The sequence below is a fragment of the Actinomadura keratinilytica genome (assembly GCF_039539665.1).
GTDB lineage: Bacteria > Actinomycetota > Actinomycetes > Streptosporangiales > Streptosporangiaceae > Spirillospora > Spirillospora keratinilytica.
In genome coordinates this window covers 1-22,202 of record NZ_BAABDO010000113.1, presented here as the reverse complement: position 1 = coordinate 22,202, position 22,202 = coordinate 1, and the positions used below count along the sequence as shown (strand labels likewise).

Below are 22,202 nucleotides of genomic sequence, written 5' to 3'. Positions count from 1 at the left end.
GCCGCGGCGACCGCGTGCCTGACCCGCGCCGCCGCGCCGGGCCGGTTCGCCCAGGGGCGTCCGGGCGGCGGTCCGAACGCCTGCAGGGCGATCAGCGCGGCGGACGCCAGGTCGTGCCGCCGGTGGGCGCGGCGCCGCTGGCGGGCGACGATGCGCATGCCGCGCGCGGTGAGGGCGCGCTCCAGGTTGCCGATGGGGATCAGGTGGAGGCTGCGGGGTTGCAGCCACCCCGCCCAGAAGCGGCGCAGGAGCCGCCCGGCCGGGCATTCGGGGTCGGGCAGTTCCACCAGCAGGTGCCCGCCGGGCGGGAGCATCTTGACGGCCAGGTCGAGTTCCGTGGCCGGGTCGGGGACCTGCTCCAGGTGGCGGTGCATGCTGATGACGTCGTAGCGTCCGGCCAGCTCGTCCGCCAGGTCGGCGAGGGCGCCGCGGTGGGGTCGGCGCAGCCAGCCGCGTGCTGCCGCCTCCAGGACGCCGTCGCCGGGGTCCAGCCCGTCGAACTCGGTGCCGGGCAGGACGGCGCGTGCGGCGCGGCAGAAGTGGCCGTGGCCGGTGCCCACGTCCAGCCATGCGCGCGGGGCCAGGTGGGCGGCGGCGGCCATGTCGGCCCGGGCCGTGTGGACGCGGCGCTGGGCGGCCAGGGCGTGTTCGGCGGATTCGGCGGCGAGGCCGTCGTAGACGTCGCGCCGGTAGAACTCCAGGCCGGCGGCGTTGAGCGGGGGGTTCTGGAAGATGTGGCCGCACTCGCGGCACCGGTCGAGCGTGAACCGGCCGGGCTTGGCCTGGACGACGTCGCCGGTGGTCATGTGGTGCTGCAGGGCGCGGGCGCCGCACCAGGGGCAGTCGGCCCGGCGGAGGTGGAAGAACCGTTCCACCCCGTCGGCCAGGGCCGTGCCGTACCATTCGCGGGCCTCCGCCAGGGCCTGCTCGCGCCGCCGTTCCCACGGGCAGGGCGCCTCGGTGAGGGTGCGCCACCAGTTCCAGGGCGTGAGCAGGAGCCGCAGCAGGGCCATGCGGTGCAGGTCCCGAGGTGAGACGGGGGCGCCGGTGAACACCAGGTAGGGGACGGCGCAGTAGACGGCCGCGGTCAGCGCCCCCCATTGCGGCGCGGCCGCCAGCGACGCCAGCACCAGGGCGTAGCTCGCCATCGAGGCGCCGACCGTCCACCGCACCGAGACGCCGAGCCCGCGCAGCCAGGCCCGCCGTCCCGTGCAGGAGGGGACGCGGCGGGGCAGACGGGTCGGCACGACCGCCAGATCGGCCGCGTAGGCGTCGCCGTGGGCACGCGCGTACTGGCGTAGGCGCAGGGTCACCGCGCCGTACTCGCCGGGGTCCAGCGCGCGGGGCCGGGCCCCGGCCCGCTGCAGGAGGTCCTCGTCGACGACGGTGGCGTATCCGGCGCCGTGCCCCAGGGCGAGCGGGTCGGTCCTGTAGGCGCGGCGGTCGGCTCCCCGTGCCAGGTCCAGTGCGCGTTCCACCGGCAGGTCCCGTGGGACCAGGTCGAGCACCTGGAGGCCGTGGTGGCGGGCGTAGGCGCAGGCGGCGCGGCGCAGCTGCCCGGAGACCACGGCCCCTTCCGCCAGCAGCAGGCCGTAGGAGTCGTCGTTGCCGGGCGTGCCGGTGTCGTAGGAGCCGTCCCAGCGCAGGGAGCGCCCGCGGCGTCCCGACACGGGCAGGCGGGGCAGCGCCCGCAGCCGGCGGCGCAGCCGCAGCGCGTTGGCCAGCAGCCCGGCGGCGACGGCGAGCGGCAGCCAGATCACGCCAGCTTCTCCAGCCGGTCGGCGGCCGCGGCGGCGCCGCCCGCCGCGGCGAACGAGTCCTGGATGCGCACGGCGGCCGCCCGGTGGGCGTCGTCGGTGAGCACCGCGCCGAGCGCGGCGCGCAGCTCGACCGGTGCGGCCCGGCCGAAGCCGACCGCGATCCCCGCGCCCGCCTCGGCGACCAGGCGTGCGATGACCGGCTGGTCGTGGCGGATGGGCGCGACCACCAGCGGCAGCCCGTGCGCCAGGCCCGCGCAGACGGCGTCGTGGCCGCCGGGGCACACCACCGCCGCCCGGCCCGCGGCCATGCGTTCGAGCAGGGCCGGCTGCGGGACGTCGGGGCGGACCAGCGCGTTCGGCGGCGGCTCGGGGACCGCGTCCGGCGGCGCGGCGAACACCGCCCGCACGGTCAGCGCGGCCACGTCCTCGGCGGCGACGCGCAGGAACCGCGCGGCCGCCGCGTCGTGCCCGGCGCCCGCCCCGGCGCCCGGCGTGACCAGCACGGCGGGTCGGCCGTCCAGCCACTCCCAGGGGAAGTCGCCGCCGCGGGGGCGGGGCGGGACGGGGCCGACGAACGCGAAGCGGTCGGGGAAGACCGACGTGTCGCCGATCAGCGCACCGGTGGCGAACACCAGCACCAGGTGGTCGGAGAAACGCGGGTCGAGCAGGTCCTCGATGCCGTGGTCGAGCTGGAAGTCGCCGATCAGCTCCCGTATCCGCTCCTCCTCGTCGGGTGCGTCCCGCAGCGGCCGGGCGAACTCGAAGGGCGTCGCCGCCGACGTCGCCCACGGCAGGCCGCGCAGGCGGGCGGCCACGGGCGCGGCCAGCACCTGCTGGTCGGACACCACCACGTCCGGGCGGAACCGGTCGATGGCGGTCTCGACGCCGGGCATCATGGCGTGCCCCAGGGGAACGATGAGGTCCTCCCACAGGGAACGCAGGGCGGAGGGGATGTGCGGCTCGTCCGGGAGGTCGCTCCGCGGGGCGGCGACCTCGTCCCCGGCCGGGTAGACGCGGGCGTTGCGCGGCACCAGGGGTTCCACTGCGGCGCGGGGGCCGACCCAGGCGACCCTGTGGGCGCGCCGGGTGAGTTCGGCGGCCACCGCGACGGTGGGGGTGATGTGGCCCGTCAGCGGCGGCACGGCGAACAGGAACCGCGACGCCTTGGCTTTGCGCCGGGTGGACGGCATGCCGGGCGTGGGGGCGGTCACCGCGCCCAGCGGCGGCACCCGGACGCGACGCGCCCTCACCTTGCACCACCGCCCGCGGCCCCGGTGAACACCACCTGCGCCTCGTCGCCGTACGCCAGTTCGCGCAGCAGGGCGGCCACGGCCGCGTCGGGGTCGATCGGCGGGACGCCGGCGGGCGCCGCGCCGCCGTCCCCGGCCCACGGGCCCCAGTCGGCGACCAGAACCCGGCCGCGCAGCTCGGTGCGCCACACGCGGGCCAGGGTGTCGCAGGCGTCGCAGGCGGCGGCGTGGTCGGCGTGGCCGGGCCCGCCGTAAACGCCGGCGACGCCGCCGAACACCACGAAGAACCGCAGGTCCGGGCGGACGGAGGCGGCCAGCGCGCGGGCCCCGTCCACCTGGGTGCGGTAGACGCGGGCGAACGCCTCGGGGTCCTTGTCGCGGGCCGGGCCGTCCGCGGGCAGGCCCGCGCCGTGCACGACGCCGTCCAGGCGGCCGTGCCGGGCGTACACGTCCTCCACGACGGCCCGCACGGCCTGCGGGTCGCGCACGTCGACGGCGTGGCAGCGGACGGACGCGGCGGTGCCGTGCAGCGCCTCCAGGGCGGCGCGGACCTCCCGCTCGGCGAGGATCCGCCGGATGGCCGCGTCGATCTCGGCGGGCGTGCGGGCGCCCTGGGCCAGCAGCGTGCGGCGCAGCGCCGCCTCGTCGGGGGCCGCGGCGATCACCGTGTCCTCCGGTCCGGGCGGCCGCGGGGTGCGGTCGATGAGTTCCAGATGGCAGCCGGCGGCGCGGGCCAGCTCGCGGGCGAGCCGGGCGGTGATGCCGCGGGCGCCGCCGGTGAGCAGCACCACGCTGTCGCGGTCCAGGCCGAGGCGCGCGGCGGCGGCCTGCTCCGCGGCGGGTTCGCCGGCGGGGGCGGCGGGCGGTTCGGCCGGGACGACGACGAGCGTGCGGCGGCGGCCCTCCGCGTCGTGGCCGATCTCCACCGGCGCGTCGGAGGTCAGCAGCTCGGCCAGGATGCGCTCGGCCACCGCGCGCGGGTTCTCCTTGGTGTCGACGTCGATCGCGCGCACCAGCGTCTCGGGGTGCTCCCGGGCCAGGGTGCGGGCCAGTCCGCGCAGGCCCGCCCCGGGCGTCGGGTCGCCGACGCCGCCTGTGTACTCGTGTCCGAACGTGCCGCCCGAACCGGAGGCCAGCACCAGCCAGCGCAATCCGCCCCGCAGTGCGTCGCGGACGCCGCCGTAGGCGCCCGGCAGGACCGGGCCGGTGCCCGGGCGCAGCGCCGCCAGGTGGATCAGGCCGTCGCACGGCGCGTCCGGCTCCAGCGGCGTGCGCACCTGCGCGCCCTGCTGTTCCAGCAGATCGGCCAGCTCCAGCGCGATCCCGCAGCCGTCGTCGACGATCAGGAAGCGGCGGCCGTCGAACCGTCCGGGCTTGGGCGGGGGGATCGGCAGGGGCGGCAGGTCCGCCATCCGCACCACCTGCCGGGCGGGCGCCGCTCCCGCCGGCTCGGCCCCCGTCTCCGGCTCCGTCTCCGTCTCCGGCTCCGGCGCGGGCCGGGGCGTCGGCGGCTCGGCCTGCGCGCGGCCCGCGTCCCGCCCGGGTGCCTGCGGGCCGGGTTCCGGGGCGGGACACGGCCGGGGCTCGGGCACGGTGGCCGCCGTCGCCCTGCGCAGCACGTCCGTCGACTCGGCGGCCAGCGCCTCGGCGGCCAGCGCCTCGGCCGGCAGCGGCTCGGCGGCCGGGGTCCCGTCCTCGGCGCGATCGTCCCCGTCGTCGTCGGCGGCGCCGAGGAAGCGCAGCATGACCTCGCGCTGCGCGGCCACCAGCTCCCGGGTGGCGCGCAGGTACTCCAGCACCGCCGCCTCGGCGGCGTCGGCGTCCGGCGGGGCCGGCGGCGGGAAAGCCCCGGCGGGACGGACATCACGATCAGCATCCATGGTCGCTCCCGTGGTCGGCGCGGTGGTCGGCCGCCCGCCGTCGACGCGGCGGACGCGATGCCCGTTCACGGTCCAGCCGGGCGCCGCGGCGGAGGGCGGGACGGGCCGCGCGTCGCGCCCGGCGAACAGCGCCGCCGCGTCCACCGGGACGCCGGCGACCGCCAGTCCGGCCAGCGCGCACAGCAGGCCCTCGATGCCGCCGCCGGGCGCGTCGCACGCCACGGCGGTGTGCGGACGGTCGCCGAGGATCTCCCCGACGAGCCCCGCCAGCCCCCGTTCCGGCCCGGCCTCGACGAACACCCGGGCGCCCGCGGCGTACATCGCCTCGATCTGCTCGACGAACCGGATCGGCGCGGCGACCTGCCCGGCGAGCGTGGCGGCCAGCTCCCCCGGGTCGCCGTCGTACGGCGCGGCGGTGGTGTTGGACCACACCGGGAAGGCTGGCGAGCGCAGGTCGCGGCGCCCCAGTTCGGCGCGCAGTACGGCCGACGCGCCCGCGACCAGCGGGCTGTGCTGGGCGCACGCGGCCGGGACGGGCCGCACGACCAGGCCGCGGCGGCGCAGCTCGGCGACCGCCCGTTCCACGGCCGCGGTCGTCCCGGAGATCACCACCCGGCGCGGCGCGTCGTGCCCGGCGACGACGACGCCGCCGACCCCCGACAGCGCCGCGCGGACCTCGCCGAGCGCGGCGGACACGGCGGCCATCGCGCCCGGGTCGGCGCCGCCGGAGACGCCGCCGGACGCCCCGGCCGCCGCCAGGACGGCGTCGGCGCGCGCCGCGCCGATCGCCATCAGGTCGTCCTCGCCGAACACCCCGGCCGCGTCCAGCGCCACCAGCTCGCCGTACCCGTGCCCGGCGGCCATGTCGGGACGCACGCCCAGCTCGGTGAGCAGCCGGTGCAGGGCCAGCCCGGCGATGCCGGCGGCGGGCTGCGCGGCGCGGACGCCGGCGAGGGCGGCGCGCTGCCGTCCGGCGTCCTCGGGTGTGAACGCGGCGGGCGGGAACATCGCGGCGGCGTGCCGTCCGCCGTCCAGGCGCAGCAGCCGCCGCAGCCGCGGGAACGCGGTGAACAGGTCGGCGAGCGCCCCGGGCCGCATGCCGCCCGGCCCGGGGAACAGGAACGCCACCCGCCCGGGGTCGGCCCCGGCCGCCGGGTCGGCGGTGAACACGCCGGGCGCGGCCCGGAACTCGCGGGCGGCGGCGATCTTGGCGCGCAGGTCGTCGGGGCCGGTGGCGACGATCGCGACCCGCACCGGGCCGTCGTCGGCGGCGCAGGTGCGGGCCAGGTCCCGCAGCCGCGCCCCGGTCGCGGCGAGATCGCCGAGCCGGTCGAGCCGGTCGCGGGCGGCGGCGCGGTCGGCGCCCCGGACGAGGAACAGCTCGGCGGGCCAGGCGTCCTGGCCGGACACCGGCTCGGGCGCGCCGGCGCGGGCGGCCAGGACGGCGTGGAAGCCGGCGCCGTTCACACCCGCGTACCGCTCGGCGGGCGGCACCGGCCACGGGCGCGCCCGGTCGCCGAACACGAACGGGCTCGTCTCGGGGTCCCAGTCGCGGCGGGGTGCGGTGATGTGCGGGGCGCCGGGCAGCACGCCCGCGTGCAGCGCGCAGGCGGTCTTGATCAGGCCGGCGAGCACGGCGGCGCCGCCGGTGTGCCCGATCCGCGCCGTGACCGACCCGAGCGTCACGCTGCCCGGCGCGGCGCCCGCCTCGGTGAACACCTGCGTGAGGGCCTGCAGTTCGGCCGCGTCGTCGGCGGGGTCGCCGGTGCCGTGGGCCTCCACCAGCCCGACGCGGGCCGGTGAGACGCCCGCGCGGGCGTAGGCGCGCCGCACCGTCCGCCGTATCGCCTCGGGACGCCGGGGGGCGGGCGCGCCGCCGGTCCCGGCCACCGCCTTGATCACCGCGTGGACGCGGTCGCCGTCGCGCTCGGCGTCGGCGAGGCGCTTGAGGACCACGCAGGCCACGCCCTCGCCGGGCGCGCTCGCCTCGCCGGCGGCGTCGCACGGCGCGCACCGGCCCGTCGGCCGCGCCGCCGCCGCGTCGTCGAAGGCGGCGTCGAACACGTCGGCGGCGCCGCACAGCACGATGTCGGCGGCGCCGCCCGCCAGCCGTTGGCACGCCAGGTCCAGCGCGTCGGCGGCGGAGGCCGCGCCGTGCGCGAAGCCGCCCAGGCCGAGGCGGCCGGCGAGGCGTCCGGCGTCCACGCCGCCGAAGATGAGCGAGCAGCGGGACCGGTCGATCCGCCGGTCGGCGCGCCCGGCGTCGGCGAGCGCCTGCGCCGCCACTTCCAGCGCCAGCAGCTGCACCGGTTCGATGTCGGCCGCCGCCGACGGCGCGATGCCGTGGGCGTGCGGGTCGAACGGCACGTCCGGCAGGAGCCCGCGGTCGGCCGGGCCGGTGTCCGGGGCGGCGCCGACGATGCCGGCCCAGTATTCGGCGGCGTCGCGGGCGCCGGGGAACACGCAGCCGATGCCGACGACCGCGACGTCCAGGGGCGGCGCGCCGTCCTCGCCGGGCCGCCCGGGTTCCGGTGCGGTCTGCGGCTCCGGCCGCGCGTCCGGCTCCTCGTCCAGGACGCCGACGCCCAGTGCGGCGGCCCGCGTGTCCAGGAAGCAGGTGGCGCCGGTGCTGACCTGCTCGTGCAGGGCGGTGATGGCGGTGGTGGCCGACCGCAGCGCCGCCGCCTGCCCCATCGTGTAGAGGCCCTCGCGGCGCTGCTCGTCGGGGTCCACCGGTTCCGGCGCCTCGGCGGCGGGGTCGCGGCGCACGCCCTTGGCGGCGACGCCCAGCCGCGCGAGGTTGAGCTCCTCCAGCCGCGCCCACGTCTCGTGCCGGGGCGTGCCCGCCGCCTCCAGCCTGCGCCGGGTCTCCTCGAAGGTGCGCACGTAGGGGGTGCGGGCGCACCGGGTGGCGTGCCCCGGCGAGGACTCCAGCAGCGCGGTGCCGGCGCAGTCCAGCGCCGCCTGCTGGAAGCCGGGCACGATCGCGCCCGCCGCCACGGCCTCGTAGGTGAACAGGTACGCGGTGCCCATGAGCAGGCGGACGTCGGCGCCGCGCGCGGCCAGCGGCCCGGCCAGCGCCGCGACCATCGCGGCCGACCGCTCGTCGTGCACGCCGCCCGCGAACATCACCGACAGTTCGGCGGCGGCGCCTTCGGGGGCGTCGTCGCACCACCGAAGCAGCAGCTCGACCTGCGCGTCCCACAGCGGGAACGCCGCGCGCGGCCCCACGCGGCCGCCGCACTCCATGCCCTCGAACACGAACCTGCGCGCCCCCTCGGCCAGGAACCGCTCCAGCAGCCCCGGCGACGGCGCGGGCAGGTACGTGGCGACGCCCGCCTCCTCCAGGGCCGCGGCCTGGGCGGGCAGGCCGCCGGCGATCAGCGCGAACGGCGGCGCCACCGCCCGCACCGCCGCCAGCTGCTCCTCGCGCAGCTCCGGCGGTGCGGACCCCAGGACGCCCACGCCCCACGGCCGGTCGCCGAGCCGGTCGGCGGTGTCCTCCAGCAGCCGCCGCGTCTCCTCGCCGCTCATCGGCGCCGGCGCCAGGAACGGCAGGCCGCCGTCCTGCGCGACCGCCGCGGCGAACGCCGACCGGTCGCTGATGCCCGGCATCGGCGCCTGCGCCACCGGGTACTCGCGGAAGGCGGGCGCGCCGGGCGGGGCGCCGGCGGGCACCAGCGGACGGGCCCGCACGGCGGCGCGGACGTGCGCGGCGAGCTCCGCGCGGATCGCGCGGATGACGCCGCCGGCGGTCTCGTACCGGGCGGCGAGCGGTGCGGCCAGCGCCCCGTCCTGCCCCACCGGCAGCAGCCGCGACCGCAGCCCGGTGGCGCCGAGCCGGGCGTTGATCTCCGCCGGGGCCAGGCCGTCCAGGTCGATCTCGGGCAGGTCGGGCCGCGCGTACACGCGGTGCCCGCGCACGACGCGGGTCTCGCCGCCGTCCATGGCGGTGAGCGCCGCGGCGACGTCGTCCGGCAGGTCCATCTCCCGCACCAGCGCGAAGTGCACGTCCAGGACCACTCCGGCGGCGCCGCCCGCCACGGCCGCGGCGGCGCTGTGCGGGCCGATGCCGCCCGCCGCCCACACCGGCACGTCGATCGCCGGGTCGCCGAGCAGGCGCTGCAGCAGGACGAAGGTGGTCAGGTCGCCGACCCGGCCGCCCGCCTCGGCGCCGCGCGCGATCAGCCCGACCAGGGTCGGGCCGTCGTGGTCGCCGTCGGCGGGCAGGTCGCGGCACAGCCGGATCGCCGCCTCCGCCTCCGCCGGGTCGACGACCTCGATCAGCAGCCGCCGACCGCGCGCGAACTCCGCCGCATCGACCGGCTCCCCGGGGCGGCCCGGCGCGGTGGCGGCCGCGGCCTTCCGGCGGAGTTCGGCCTCCTCGCGGTCGAGGACGACGACGCCCTCGACCGGTCCGGTGCTGCGGGCCTGCTCGCGCCTGTGCTCGCCCGCGGGGATCACGCGGACCGCCCCGACGTCGTCGAGCCCGTTGTCGTCGACCCCGGTGTCGGACTGCCGGACGTCGGCCTGCCCGGTGGCGCCTCCCGCGCCGAACGCCCCGCCGGGCGGGGTGGGCAGCGGAACGCCGGGACCGGCGGGTTTCGCGTCGCCGGGTGAGGTCGGCGCGGGGACTTTGGGCGAAGCGCTCTGCCCGCTTCGGACCGCGGCGCCGCGCGCCTGCGGCACCGCGATGGGCGCGCCGCCCTGCACGCCGGCGGCGGCCAGGCCGAGGGCCGCGGCGTCGATGACGACGGTGTCGACGGCGTCCGGCAGGTCGGCCGGGCGGACACCGCATCCGGCCGGGACGCGGACGCCGAACGTGCCGTCCCACCACCGGCCGTCCTCGGCCAGGGCGGCGAGCGCGGCCGCGCGGTCGGCGGCGAGGTCGAGCACCCCGAGGGCGTCCGCCAGCGCGGCGGCGGCCGCCAGCCGCGGGGCGGTCCTGCCGAACGGGGCCATGGCGACGATGTCGAAGGGCACCTCGGTCGGCGTTGCGGACGCCGGGCCGGTCGGCGGGCGGTCGCGGTGCCCCGCGTCCGCCTCGGCCCGTGCCGGCCGTCCGGCCTCCCCGGCTCGGAGCTCGCCCCTGTCAGCCGTCATGCGCTGCCCCCCGACGTTCCCCCGACGTTCCCCGACATCACGTGCTCACCCGCGGGCCCGGGCCCGCGACGCTGCGCAACACTACGGTCGGTGACGAGACCGGCGCGGGGACGACACACCAGGAAGCGTGCTGATCAACGCCTTCCCAGAGGTTCTATGGAAGGTCCCTTGACCGGCGGGAACGAGACGGGTCGGGGGCGACCGGGCGCCGGATCAGACGCTGGCGGCCTCGCGGCGGTGGGCGCGGATGCCGTGGCGCAGCACGCCCTCGTCCAGCCAGCGGTCCAGGTGCGCCCAGGTGGTGGTGCGGGCGGCGGGCCCGGTCAGCACGCCGAGGTGCCCGCCGGGCGCGGCCACCGTGCGCAGCTTCGGCGAGCCGGTGAGCCGCCGGGCGACCGAGCGGACGGCCGCGACCGGCGCCACCGCGTCGCCGCGGCCCGCGACCAGCAGCACGGGCACCCGCACGTCCGCCAGCCGCGCGCGGCGGCCGCCGACCTCCAGCCGGTCCCCGGCCGGGGCGAGCTCCCGCACGAACGCGGTGTAAACCTGCTCGGCGGTGCGTCCCGGGGCGGCCGGCATCATGCCGAGGAAGTGGTCGACCGCCTCCTCCTGCGCCAGAAACTCGGCGATGTCGAAACCTGTCACGATCTTGTGAGGGCGGCGCAGGTATCCACCGATGTCGGCATAGCGGAAAGCCCGCCGCAGCAACGCCTCCGGCCGGTCGCCCAGCATCCCGGGCAGGCCTCCGGGGAACGGCGCGGGCGGCGGCCCGGCCGGGATCGCCACCGCGGCCACCGAGGCGATCGGCAGCGTGGGGTCGGTGGCGGCCAGCAGCGAGTGCGCACCGCCCAGGCACCACCCCACGAGCTGCACGGGCTGCCCGCCCGCGTCCCGGCTGACGGCGCGGATCGCCGCGGGCAGCACCCGTTCCGCCCAGGCGGCCAGCGCGGGCCCCCGGTCGGCGAAGCGGGGCGTGCCGGGATCCAGCAGGTAGGTGCGCCGTCCCCGGGCCACGGCATGGCCGATCAGGCTGCAGCCCCGGCGCAGGTCGTAGCAGCGGGCGGGCGCCGCCAGCGGCGCCACGAACAGCACCGGCGGCCCGGTGGGGATCACGCCCTCCGGCGGCCGGTAGCGGTGCAGACACCCCCGGGGCTCGGCCCCGGCCGCCTCGGCGGGCATCGGACGCAGATCGGCGACACGGCCGGACAGCACCTTGCGGGCCAGGTCGGCCGCGGCGTCGCACATGCTCCGGGGGGACGGTTTCATTTCGCTGGTGTCCACTCCGTTCGGCGAGCCGGACGCGGGAGACTCTCCGACCATTCTGCGTGCATGCACGGTGAGTTCCGCATCTCATCCCTGTGAAGAGCGCGTTAAATCCGCCGGGCCGTCCCGGCGTCTTCCCGCGGGCGCCCGCCGGACACCGCGACGCGCGGCGGAGGCGGCGGCCCTAGGCTGGGAGCCGTGGTGCAGGAAGGGCCGTTCGAGTACGGCAGAGACGGGCCGAAGGTGATCGTCACCGGGGTGGACGGCTCGGAGACGTCCTTGCGGGCGGCCTCCTACGCCTGGGGGCTGGCGCGGCGCAGCGGGGCGCGGCTGCTGCTGGTGCATGTCACCCCGCTGACGTCGATGTCGACGCTCACCCCGGGCGGCGCGGCGGTGCTGCGCGAGGCCAGCGAGGAGATCGTCGCCGAGCTGCGCGCGGAGCTGGAGCGCGCGGCGGCCGTGCGGCCGGAAGGGGTGCGTTACGAGCTGCTCGTCGAGCAGGGCGACGCGTACGCGGTCCTGTCGCGCGTCGCCGACGAGCACCGCGCCGACGCGGTGATCGTCGGGGCGTCGCAGCAGGCGGGGCACCGGCTGATCGGCTCGGTGGCGGTGCGGCTGGTGCGCGCCGGGCGCTGGCCGGTCACCGTGGTGCCCTGAGCCTGGTCTCCGGCGGCCGTGAGCGTAAAGACGCAGGGGCAAAGGGACGCGGCGGCCTGGATCGAGCACGACGAGCCCCTCGCCGGCGGCCGCCTCGACCTGCGCGCACGGCGTCGTTCAGTAGGGCGCGCGCGGAGGCGGCGGCCAGGACATCGACCACGCGCCGGCGGCCGCCACCGACCCGGTGATGAGGCAGCCGGTCACCAGGTTGAGCGCCGCGGTGGCCAGCGCGTCGTCGAGCGGGGCGCGCACCGTCAGCGGCAGCAGCGTCAGCAGCAGGACGGCCAGCGCGCCGATCCAGCCGAAGGCGCGCACGGGGCGCGCGGCCACCGTCGCCAGGACGTTCAGCAGCGCGGTCGCCTGCAGTCCCGCGGCCGCCGCGCACAGCGCGTACGTCGCGGCCACCGGGACGGCCCGGCCCTGATGCCCGCCGAACGCGGGCACGTCGAACCCGAACAGCCCGCGCAGCACCAGCACCCCCGCGAACGCCGCGCCCGCGGCCGCCGCCGACACGCCCGCGCCGCTCAGCCACAGGCGCCGCTCGTTCACCTGCGGCGGCTGCGAGAACGCCTCGTGCAGCGCGACGAACCGCCGGTAGCGGGCCATGGCGCTGTCGGCGCGCCACGCCGACCGTCCGATCCCGGACTGGCACCGGAAGGAGCGCTGCCAGGCGCGCGGCGGCGCTCCGTCCGCGCCGTGGCGGCGCGGACGCCCGGCACGGTGGCCGGAGCCCTCCGTGCCGTGCCGGTCCCTGTCGGGCGAGTCTCCCCAGGACCGTCCGAACGGGGTCCCGGCCATGGCGCCTCCCCCTGTCCCCCGACACGAACGACCCAGGTGCTACCCGGCCACGTGCGGTGAACTCCCCCGGCATCGACACTTTGCGGTCATTTGATGCCCCATCGCCATACCCGTCGGGGTGGGAGGTAACGTTCGGTGGGGGCGAATGCCACCGGAAGCGACCACGGAGGGCGGAGCGGTGTCGGCGGACGTACGCGAGTTCACCGTGGCCGAGGCGCGCGCCCTGATCCCCGAGGTGCGCGAACGCGCCGCCGAGGTCGTCCGGCTCCGCGCCGACCTGGCCGAGCTCGCCCTGGACCTGCGCACCTGCGGGGCGTCCCCGCTGGGCGGGGTGGCCGAGGCGAAGGCGTTCGAGGCGCGGCTGGACGAGCAGATCGCCTGGTTCACCGGCCAGGGCATCGAGATCAAGGGCATCGCGCCGCTGCTGCTCGACTTCCCCGCCGTGCTGGACGGCCGCTCGGTCCGCCTGTGCTGGCTGGAGGGCGACGCCGAACTGGGCTGGTACCACCGCACCGAGCTCGGCTTCGCGGGCCGCCGCCCCCTCCCCTGAGGACGTCCGGTCCCCGGGAACGCCGGAGGGGGTCCCGGGAAGCGCCCCGCTCCCAGAACCCCCTCGCTCGCAGGTGCGGCGCCCGGCGCCGCCCCCTTGCTCAGACCTGTCCGGCCTTCTCCAGCGCCTCGCAGCAGGTGTCGGTGATCAGCCGGGTCACCACGTACGGGTCGCAGTTGGCGTTCGGGCGGCGGTCCTCGATGTAGCCCTTCTTGTCCACCTCGACCTGCCACGGGATGCGCACCGAGGCGCCCCGGTCCGACACGCCGTAGCTGTACTCGCTCCACGGGGCGGTCTCGTGCATGCCGGTCAGGCGGCGCTCGATGTCGGCGCCGTACCCGGCGATGTGCTCCTGCGCCTTGGCGCCCAGCGCCTCGCAGGCGGTGATGATCGGGTCGTAGCCCTCGCGCATCGCCTTGGTGGAGAAGTTGGTGTGCGCGCCCGCGCCGTTCCAGTCGCCCGCGACCGGCTTGGGGTCGAGGGTGGCGGCCACGCCGTAGTCCTCGGCGATGCGGTACAGCAGCCAGCGCGCCATCCACATCTGGTCGGCGACCTCCACCGGGCCGGCCGGGCCGATCTGGAACTCCCACTGGCCCGGCATGACCTCGGCGTTGATGCCCGACACGGCCAGCCCGGCGGCCAGGCAGGCGTCGAGGTGCCGCTCGACGATCTCACGGCCGAACACCTCGTCGGCGCCGACGCCGCAGTAGTAGAAGCCCTGCGGGGCGGGGAAGCCGCGCTCGGGGAAGCCGAGCGGACGGCCGTCCTTGAAGAAGGTGTACTCCTGCTCCATGCCGTACCAGGGCTCCTGGGCGGCGTACTTCTCGGCGACGGGCAGCAGCTTGGCCCGGGTGTTGGTGGGGTGCGGCGTCCCGTCCGGCAGGTACACCTCGCAGAGCACCAGCTTGTCGTCGCCCCCGCGCAGCGGGTCGGGGCAGGAGAAGACCGGCTTGAGCACGCAGTCCGAGTTCTTCCCCGGCGCCTGGTTCGTGCTCGACCCGTCGAACCCCCAGTCCGGCAGGTCGGCGCCGTCCGGAAGGATCTTGGTCTTGGACCGGAGCCGGGCGGTCGGCTCCGTGCCGTCGATCCAGATGTACTCGGCCTTGTAGGTCAACGTGCGTTCCCTTCGTGTCGCCGGTCCCGGCGGGGTTTCGGCCCTGGAAAGGTTGACAACGCCCGATTTCGGCCCCATTGCCCGTATGTGAACGGCGTGTTAAACCGGCCGCCGACCAGGCACGCCCGCACCGCACCCCCCATTTGGGACACACCAACGCCGCACCGGATCTCCGCCGGGGTGCATGCCCCGCCCCGGTGGGGGGCGCCCCGTGCGGCGGACCTCCGGCACCCCGCCGAGCCCCGTCCGCCGCCCGCGGGGACGAACCCCAACAATGCCCAATGACATGGTCAAACAGCCCGCCAAGGGCGCGGTCCCCGTCCTTACCGGCCGGTCGGACGGGGCTACCGTGAAAGGTAAGGATGTATGACTCGTCCTCCCGTCACGGGAGGCTTCCGACCGCCCGCGGGAGGCGAGCCAGGGGCGGGACCGTCCCGCCCCCGGCATCGGAAGGTGGTGTGCATCGATGACGCACCCGGCAGACATCGAGCGGCATCCCGACATAGCCGAGATGCGTACGCGGTACGAGCTCGCCGCGGCGAGTCCCACCGCGCAGGCCCTGGACGGCCTGACCGTGCTGAGCGGCCTCTACCTGGCGATCTCCCCGTGGATCGCGGGGTTCAGCGGCCTGGTGCCGATCACGGTGAACAACCTGATCACCGGCCTGGCGGTGGCCGCGCTCGGCATCGGCTTCGCCCTGGCCTTCGGCCGCACGCACGGGATCGCCTGGATCGCCCCCGTCATCGGCGTATGGACGATCATCAGCCCGTGGGTGATCGCCGGTCGCATGGAGACGACGCCGGCGATCGTCAGCAATGTCGTGGTGGGAGCGGTGATCCTCGTCCTCGGCCTGGCCACCCTGGGTCTCGCGGGCACCCGCGCGGGCGGCATGGGCATGCGCCGCCGGAGGTGACCGCCCGCGAACCCCGGCCCTCCCCCGCCGACGCGGGGAGAGCCGCCAAAGGCCCCGCCCCCGGCTCAAGGGGACGGGGCCCGCTGTCGACGCCCGCCTCCGCTCGGCGACACTGGCGGGGTGATGGTCAAGACCCTGCGCCCCCGTGACTACAACGAGGCCCTGTACGTCGGGCACTTCTTCCGCAACAAGCGCGTCCCCGTCGTGATGGACCTCACCGACCTCCCCGACGACGTGGCCCGCCAGTTCGTGGACTTCGCCGCGGGCCTGGTCTTCGGCCGCCGCGGCGACATGGAACGCCTGAGCCCCAAGGTCTTCCTGCTCATCCCCCACGGCCAGCCCAAGCCCGCCGTCCTGCCCACGGACTGCGACTGACCTCCCCGGGCATCCGGTTCGGGGCATAGGGGGCGGTACGCCGACCGGCCCGCCGCCGCGTCAAAGCCGCCGATCCGGAAACGATGGGGCCGTGCAGACCTTCCTTCCGTACGCGGATTTCGCCGCCACCGCCCGCGTCCTCGACCAGCGCAGGCTCGGCAAGCAGCGCGTCGAGACGATCCAGGTGCTGCGCGGCCTCACGGTGCCCGGGTACGGCTGGCGGCACCATCCGGCCGTGCGGATGTGGACCGGTTACGAGGAGGCCCTCGTCCGCTACGGCCTGGAGATATGCCGGCGGTGGTGCGCCCTCGGCCACAACGACACCTGCGCCGCCACGCTGACGGCGGAGCTGCGCACCGTGAACGGCAGGGCGCGGCCGCGCACCCAGGAACGGCTCGCCGAGGCCGGGCAGCTGCCGCCCTGGCTGGGGGACCCGGCGCTGCACCTGAGCCACCGTTCCGCGCTCGTCCGCAAGGACCCCGAGTTCTACGGCCCGATCTTCCCCGGCGTACCGGCCGACCTGCCGTACGTCTGGCCGCGCTCGGACCGCGACCGCGGGCGGAGCGACCGGCAGGCCCGCCCGGGCTGACCCGCTGCCCGGTCACGGCGACCGCCGCCGGCCGCGCGGGGACGATCGTTCGATGAGGCGACCGCCGCACGTCGGCTACCAGTTCCGCTCGACGGTTCCCTTGGTGGCGATCTCCGCCGTCCGCAGGGTGCGCAGCCCGGCCCGGCGGCGTCTGCTCTGCCGCACTCGGGCGAGGCGCCGCTCGTTGGCCGGGCTGCCGGGCTCGAGCTCGAGACGCCGTTCCAACCGGATCTCCGCCCAGTCGCCGAGCGGCAGGTCCGGATGCTTGCGCCAGCTCTTCGGCCGCCGGCGGCCCAGGCGTTCCTCGACCTCGTCCGCGGCGCCGTCGGCGGGCGCGCCGACCGCGTCCCGGAGGATCCACTGCACCCGGTGCCGGTCGGCACGGTGCGGGAACCGCTTGTTCAGCCGCACGGCGTTCCGCGACGACTTGTCGTTTTCGGCGTAGGCATTGCGGCGGTTGTTGGCATAACTGATCCGCTTCTTATCCCGGGGATCCCTCCGCGCCATGGATTCACCTTCTCCGCCGGGCCCGACCCGCGCCTTACCGAGCGGCGACTGTACTCGCCTCCGCCGACTCTGCCGAACGAATTGTCGCGGCTAGGACGTGTTTCGAGGTGAGGCGAGGGTCGGCATGCCGCCGCGGTCCCGGTCCCGGGCGACCAGGCCCGGCACCGGCGGCGGCGGGACGGCCGCAGCGGCCGTTCACCGCCTTCTACCCGGCCGACTGCACAGCCCGCTCTGCGGCGGAGTGCGGAATCAAACGGCTCGAACAACAGCGGGTTCGACAAGCTCGCCGTCCGTTACCAGGCCACCCGCCATCAACGCATGACTGTGATCGACTTCGAGACAGGCCCTGGCCGGCGGCTGTTCCAGCGGCGTGGGTTCGGGGCCGCCGCGGGACCGGTCACGACGTCCGGGTCAGGCGCTCCCGGTGTGCTCGACTTTCGGTGCGGCGCGGGCGCGGTCGGTGGGCCGTCTTCCCGGGTCGGCCCCGTCGGGAGATCAGCGCGTCCAGCGCCCAGGGGCCGCCGCCGAACACTGCCAGCAGCAGGAAGGACCAGGAGAACAGAGCCGCCGGCTCGCCGCCGTTGAGCAGCGGGAACAGGTCCTTGGGCAGGTGGACGGTGAAGTAGGCGTAGGCCATCGCCCCGGAGCACAGGAAGGCGGCCGGTCGGGTGGCCAGGCCGATCATCACCAGACCGCCGGCGACCAGCTCGATCACGGCCGCCCACCAGCTCGGCCACTCGCCGACGCGCGGCGGCACCCCGCCGGGCGGCCCGCCGAGGACGCCGAACAGCTTCGCGGCCCCGTGGCAGGCGAACAGCAGCCCGACGACGACACGGAACAACGACAGGACGGAGCCACGTACGTGTTGCATGAAGTCTCCTGAAGTGAACTGCAGACCCCGAACAACCCATCGGCCGGACGAGAACGCCCCCGGCCGGGGAGGGCAAACAAAACCGTAGGACACGCGTTCGCGGAACGGAACGGCCTTCCACGCCCTTTCATCGTCGAAACATCCTCCCTGAAACGACATGAAAGCTTCCTTGCCGAACGCTTCGACCTCAGATATGCAGTAATGAGAACCGGCACCCCGTTCATAAGCAAATGAACTCGCCCGCTCTCCATGGGCGAGATGTTCGCCATGACGTCTATCAGCGCCCGCTTCGGCGATGCGCACCGACAACGACGCCGCCTCGGCGCCCCCTCTGACAAACCACCGAGCCGAGGAAGGTCGCGGCCTACCACCTGCACCGCACGACGTCGGCGACGTACGACTGCGCTTGGCGGCGTGGACCCGGGAAACGGCCGGCGCCGTCCTCGTCGCCGAGGCCGATGACCAGGTGGTGGGAGCCGCCGCAGTGGCGGCGATTCCTTACCTGGAGCGTCGAGGGCGGTGTGGACGCATCGTCGCACTCGTCGCGGCGGCCGGGCGGCGGGGGCAGGGAAAACGGTCGGCGGCTCGTCGAAGCGGCAGAGGACACAGCCGGTGCCCTCGGCTGCGTCACCATGAAGGTGACCAGCGCACGAAGCCACACGAGTCGCTTCTGCCGGAATCCCGGTTACCAGGAGCGGAGCGACCGCAGTGCGCGCTGCCTCAAGGACCTACGCCCCGGCGCATGACCGGCCATCCCCGGCTCGCCCAACTTCGACGTCACGATGAACCCCGTCCACCGGCCACCGGCGGCCCGGCCCCGTCGGCACACTTTCACGTCCCATGGTCGTGGCGGGCCCGGAGCTTGTGGCAGGAAGCCCGACAGCTCACGCACCGGATGACTCACACGGCCGACCTTGGAACCGCCACGTCCCGCTGCGCCGAGGGGCGACAGCTTGTGCCATCAGCAGCTTCTGCCATTGAAGGGCAAACGATCAAGCGGAAAGCCACGCAATTCTTCGACAGAAGATACCTTACCGCGGTCATTGTCGACGACCATGCGCCAACGACGAGCCGCCGCATCGATGAGTTCCATGGCGACAGCGTCACTCCCCTTGGTTCTAGAAATAGACAACTGCGCCCAGGTGAGCATGGGACCACCCATCTTCCTCTCATACTCCTCGAGATCCCCGACCTCGAAGAAAGAAGGGGTGGACGGAGGCACCGTCACCCAAACATGCCGCCGCTCGCGCGACAGAAGGCCGTCCCGAGGTTCGAAGGGCCGCACACCCCCGAGTTCCTCCACCAGATCGAGGAACTCATCAGGGTGCACGCGATCAGCAAAAAACAGCAGAACCTCGTACACTCGCCGCACTTCTTACTCAGACCGACCCGCCCGGCCCACGAAGATCCAGGAAACCGCCGGACGACGACCACCCCCTCATGAAGGACCATCCAACCGTCCGCGCCATCGGCTGCATCAGCCACCGAAGGGCAGACGGTCAGGCGGGAAGGCACGCAATTCCTCGACGGAAAAGACCCCACCGTGGTCATTGTCGACGATCAGGCGCCACCGCCGGGCCGCCGCCTCGATGAGTTCCATGGCAAGGGCGTTACTGCCCTTGGCGCTCGAAATGGCCAGCTGCGCCCAGGTCAGCATAGGAGCACCCATCTTCTTCTCGTACTGCTCAAGATCCTCGGGCTCGAAGTAGGGGTTGCAGTCCGGCGGCACCGTCACCCAAACATGCTGCCACCCGCGCGACAGGCGGCCGTTCGCCCAGTGGTCGGGAGTCCGCTCACCCCCGACCTCCTCCACGAGATCGAGAAACTCGTCAGGCTGCACGGGATCGGCAAAAATCACCAGTACTCCGTCCGGCACTTGCACTCCTTCACTCAGACGGGCTCACCCAGTCTCCGAAGAGCCTGCTTGAGCTCGTATTCGTTGCGCACCACGATAGCACCCAGCTGCTCGATAATCGCGCGCTGCTTGCCGGACCACTGCGTGGCGAGCACGATCACCGGCTTCGCCTGCGGATTCATCTGCCTGTTGTTGAGCAGCCTTCTCACCTGCTCTTCCTTATCCATTTTACGGCCGCTCGCCACCTCGATGATCGCCTTGTTGGTCTCGATGTCTATTTCACCGAGACTGCCGTTGTTGCCGTACTTTCGGTTGAAGTCGCGTACGACGTTGCGAATTGATTTCGCGGCGGTCGCCTCAAGCCGCTTGCCCTCTTCGCCGGACCGCATCGCATCGTCGATCTTGCTGTCGACGACCCTCTTTCTGAGCAGGTCCACCTCGCGCTGAGCCTGGTTGGCGGCGTCTCTGTTGGCTTTGTTCGGGTTCCGGCGCGCCACCTCCCGCGCCCGGTCGGCGTTGGCCTGCGCCCGGTCGATGAGGCGGTCGGCATCCTCGAACCGCCCCTGTTTGATGGCATTGTCGATGTCGTTCTTGATCTGTGCGCGCTGCCTGGCGAGCAGATCGCAAAGGCGCTTGTCCGGATCGTTGTGGACGAGGAGATCGAGCCCGCCGACCGTCACGTAGAAGGTGTGGAGCCCCTCCACCGTGAGGTTGTGGACGCGCCGTTCGGCGCTGTATCGGCGCGTCTCCACCACCAGCGCCCGGCGGCCATCGGGCGCGGCCAGCATGTCGCCGAACACCAGGCGGCCGCCGTCGATCCAGTCGCGCGTGCCCGCCACCCAGAACGGATGGTTGGCGGTAGCGGTGACCACCGCGGTCGGACCGCCCAGCGCCCCGTCGAGGTCGACCACGACGTCCACCAGGTCCTTGGAACCGGCGCCGGCGATGGTCCGGGTGACCCGCCGCGGGCCGGTGCGGCCGGTCTCCGGGTCGGCGGCCCAGACCAGGTCGCCGACGGCGACGCGCTCGATGGGTTTCCGTCTCCCATCGGCCATCAGCACCAAGGTGCCGGGCGGGAAGCTGTTGGGAGCCGCACCCTCGCAGGCCGCCAGGGCCTTCCTCAACCGCTCCTGGGCGGCCTTGCGGGCATTGCGGGCCTTCTCCAGCCGCCGCTTGAGGTCCAGGTAGCGGTCGATCAGTTTGATCAATTTGGGGATCGCCTTCAGCGCCTTGCCGAGCTTGCCCCACGGGATGATCCCGATCAGACCCCAGATGCAGTCGCTGACATTCGGCTTCCGGATGCAGTTGATGATGTCGCCGGCCAGCCAGTCGAGCCCGAGCTTGGCGATCTCCTTGAGCAGGTTGAAGTTGTTCCACTCGTTCTCGACGGCCTGCGCTTCCTGGTCGGCCTTGGCGGCGGCGTCCTGCGCGGCCCGGTACTCCTGCTCTTCCGGCGACTCCCCGCCGACCGGGGCCGTGACGGGCGCACCGGGCGGCGCACTGGAGCTCGGCGACGTGCTCGAATCCGGCTTTCCGCCGCCATGACCGGGGTCGCAGTCCTTGCTGCCGACCACCCGGCAGACCGCGGCACGGACGTCCCGGGTGACCGTGTCAGGAACGGCCACCACCGTGACCGCCGCGGCGACCGCGGCCACGAGCAGAGCGATGGCGATGTAAGAGAGCGCGCCCTCACCCTGGTCCCCCAGGCGTCTGAGCATCTCGCGCCTTCCAGACTTCTAAACCCCGTTAAAACTGCAAGTCAAGCAACTCCTCCACTGCACGACAGGGCCCCCAGGCCCAACATCAGACCCAAAGTTAACGATCTTGAACATCCTCCTTCCCGACATCCAAGATCAATTTGTGGGCACCGGCGGACACGAGAAGACATGAGAACGGCGACCAACAGCGAGAATGGTCGTTTACGATCTTGAAGTGCACCAGCCGGCGACAACCCCACCCGAGGTTCTCCGGGGTGCAGCAGCACAACCATGTGCTTCAGGATCGTGCCGCCCCCGGCGTACTCGGCCGCCCGTCCAACAGTCTGTCTCGATCCATATCGAGCAGATCGCAATGGATATGATCTCAAAATGTCCACAATGCCGTTCACCAGTACGCAAACCCCACCAATTAGGCGCATGCATCTAGGCGCATCGATCGCACGCGACCCAGTCCCAAGGGCTCCTTGAGCACTGAGGGGGCAGCCGCTCACGTCCCCCCGGGCCCGCGCGCCTCCAAGGCCGGTGACACCCGGCTGACGGAGCGGTGGCGTACGGCGACGCCCCTCGACCGGCACCAGCCGTATCAGCCGCCGCCTGCCGGGCCGTGGCATCACCGCCACGCGCCGCTCCGCAGACCGGTCGAGCCCGCCGCGGACCACCCTGGTGACCGCCCGCCCGTCTTCGATGCGGCCGCCCTGACGTCGCCGCAACATGCTCGGACAGCGCGACCCCCGGCTCAGGTGACGGCGGGATATCACCACCCGCCAGGCTCACCTGTCACCACCGAGCCGAGAGCGTCACTGGCTGGACCGGCCAGCACCCGTCACCAGCTCTAATGGCACGCGAATGGCACGCAGCCTCGGTTACCGGGAGCCGACGGGGGTTGCCACGAGATCGCACGTACCGGGGTGGCGGGCAGCCTCACCACCGCCGGGAACGGCCGACGCACCAAGCGGCGCACCCGGTCCACGCGGCGGCGTCAGGACGTGGCCGACCTGC

At 74.7% G+C, this 22,202-nt stretch carries 16 protein-coding genes; 5 read left to right on the top strand and 11 right to left on the bottom strand.

Going from position 1 to position 22,202, the window contains the following annotated elements; all coding sequences use genetic code 11:
• The 4 genes from ABD879_RS26430 to ABD879_RS26415 all read right to left on the bottom strand — a co-directional run.
• Positions 1-1,760 (bottom strand): class I SAM-dependent methyltransferase (locus tag ABD879_RS26430; RefSeq protein WP_345024327.1); only part of this gene is annotated, 1,760 nt, incomplete at its 3' end.
• The gene (locus ABD879_RS26425) at positions 1,757-3,010 is read right to left on the bottom strand and encodes a glycosyltransferase (RefSeq protein WP_345024326.1); all 1,254 of its coding nucleotides are present in this window, start codon (positions 3,008-3,010) and stop codon (positions 1,757-1,759) included. The genes ABD879_RS26430 and ABD879_RS26425, both read right to left, overlap by 4 nt.
• The gene (locus tag ABD879_RS26420) at positions 3,007-9,993 is read right to left on the bottom strand and encodes an SDR family NAD(P)-dependent oxidoreductase (protein WP_345024325.1); all 6,987 of its coding nucleotides are present in this window, start codon (positions 9,991-9,993) and stop codon (positions 3,007-3,009) included. The genes ABD879_RS26425 and ABD879_RS26420 overlap by 4 nt, the downstream gene beginning before the upstream one ends.
• 213 nt (positions 9,994-10,206) lie before the next feature.
• Positions 10,207-11,238 (bottom strand): alpha/beta fold hydrolase, encoded by a 1,032-nt coding sequence (locus ABD879_RS26415; protein WP_345024324.1) that lies wholly within the window; start codon positions 11,236-11,238, stop codon positions 10,207-10,209.
• A gap of 216 nt (positions 11,239-11,454) precedes the next feature.
• Here ABD879_RS26415 and ABD879_RS26410 point away from each other — a divergent pair, with 216 nt between their 5' ends.
• Positions 11,455-11,913 (top strand): universal stress protein, encoded by a 459-nt coding sequence (locus ABD879_RS26410; protein ID WP_345024323.1) that lies wholly within the window; start codon positions 11,455-11,457, stop codon positions 11,911-11,913.
• A 117-nt stretch (positions 11,914-12,030) separates the two neighbouring features.
• Here the strand turns inward: ABD879_RS26410 and ABD879_RS26405 are convergent, their stop codons facing one another.
• Positions 12,031-12,711 carry a DUF6069 family protein gene (locus tag ABD879_RS26405; protein WP_345024322.1) on the bottom strand — a complete coding sequence of 227 codons (681 nt, stop codon included), beginning with the start codon at positions 12,709-12,711 and terminating at the stop codon, positions 12,031-12,033.
• Between the two features lie 145 nt (positions 12,712-12,856).
• Here ABD879_RS26405 and ABD879_RS26400 point away from each other — a divergent pair, with 145 nt between their 5' ends.
• On the top strand, positions 12,857-13,261 hold the full coding sequence (locus ABD879_RS26400; RefSeq protein ID WP_345024321.1) for a DUF2203 domain-containing protein: 405 nt from the start codon (positions 12,857-12,859) through the stop codon (positions 13,259-13,261).
• Between the two features lie 100 nt (positions 13,262-13,361).
• Here the strand turns inward: ABD879_RS26400 and glnII are convergent, their stop codons facing one another.
• Positions 13,362-14,375, bottom strand: coding sequence for a glutamine synthetase (glnII, locus tag ABD879_RS26395; RefSeq protein WP_345024320.1), 1,014 nt, complete (start codon positions 14,373-14,375; stop codon positions 13,362-13,364).
• A 466-nt stretch (positions 14,376-14,841) separates the two neighbouring features.
• Between glnII and ABD879_RS26390 the strand changes: the two genes are divergently transcribed.
• The 3 genes from ABD879_RS26390 (at position 14,842) to ABD879_RS26380 (ending at position 16,252) form a co-directional block, all read left to right on the top strand.
• Positions 14,842-15,288: an SPW repeat protein gene (locus tag ABD879_RS26390; protein WP_345024319.1), complete on the top strand. Its 447-nt coding sequence runs from the start codon at positions 14,842-14,844 to the stop codon at positions 15,286-15,288.
• A 123-nt stretch (positions 15,289-15,411) separates the two neighbouring features.
• Positions 15,412-15,663: a cell division protein SepF gene (locus ABD879_RS26385; protein ID WP_345024328.1), complete on the top strand. Its 252-nt coding sequence runs from the start codon at positions 15,412-15,414 to the stop codon at positions 15,661-15,663.
• A gap of 91 nt (positions 15,664-15,754) precedes the next feature.
• Complete coding sequence (locus tag ABD879_RS26380; RefSeq protein ID WP_345024318.1) at positions 15,755-16,252, top strand: MSMEG_6728 family protein; 498 nt, start codon at positions 15,755-15,757, stop codon at positions 16,250-16,252.
• A 75-nt stretch (positions 16,253-16,327) separates the two neighbouring features.
• On the opposite strand, the gene ABD879_RS26375 is transcribed toward ABD879_RS26380, so the two are convergent.
• From ABD879_RS26375 to ABD879_RS26355, 5 genes are all read right to left on the bottom strand, one after another.
• Positions 16,328-16,759 carry a hypothetical protein gene (locus ABD879_RS26375; protein WP_345024317.1) on the bottom strand — a complete coding sequence of 144 codons (432 nt, stop codon included), beginning with the start codon at positions 16,757-16,759 and terminating at the stop codon, positions 16,328-16,330.
• A gap of 397 nt (positions 16,760-17,156) precedes the next feature.
• Positions 17,157-17,630: a DoxX family protein gene (locus ABD879_RS26370; RefSeq protein ID WP_345024316.1), complete on the bottom strand. Its 474-nt coding sequence runs from the start codon at positions 17,628-17,630 to the stop codon at positions 17,157-17,159.
• Between the two features lie 961 nt (positions 17,631-18,591).
• Complete coding sequence (locus ABD879_RS26365; RefSeq protein WP_345024315.1) at positions 18,592-18,993, bottom strand: hypothetical protein; 402 nt, start codon at positions 18,991-18,993, stop codon at positions 18,592-18,594.
• Between the two features lie 114 nt (positions 18,994-19,107).
• The gene (locus tag ABD879_RS26360) at positions 19,108-19,506 is read right to left on the bottom strand and encodes a hypothetical protein (protein WP_345024314.1); all 399 of its coding nucleotides are present in this window, start codon (positions 19,504-19,506) and stop codon (positions 19,108-19,110) included.
• A 14-nt stretch (positions 19,507-19,520) separates the two neighbouring features.
• Positions 19,521-21,203, bottom strand: a complete 1,683-nt coding sequence (locus ABD879_RS26355; protein WP_345024313.1) for a polymorphic toxin-type HINT domain-containing protein — start codon at positions 21,201-21,203, stop codon at positions 19,521-19,523.
• Positions 21,204-22,202: the final 999 nt, after the last annotated feature.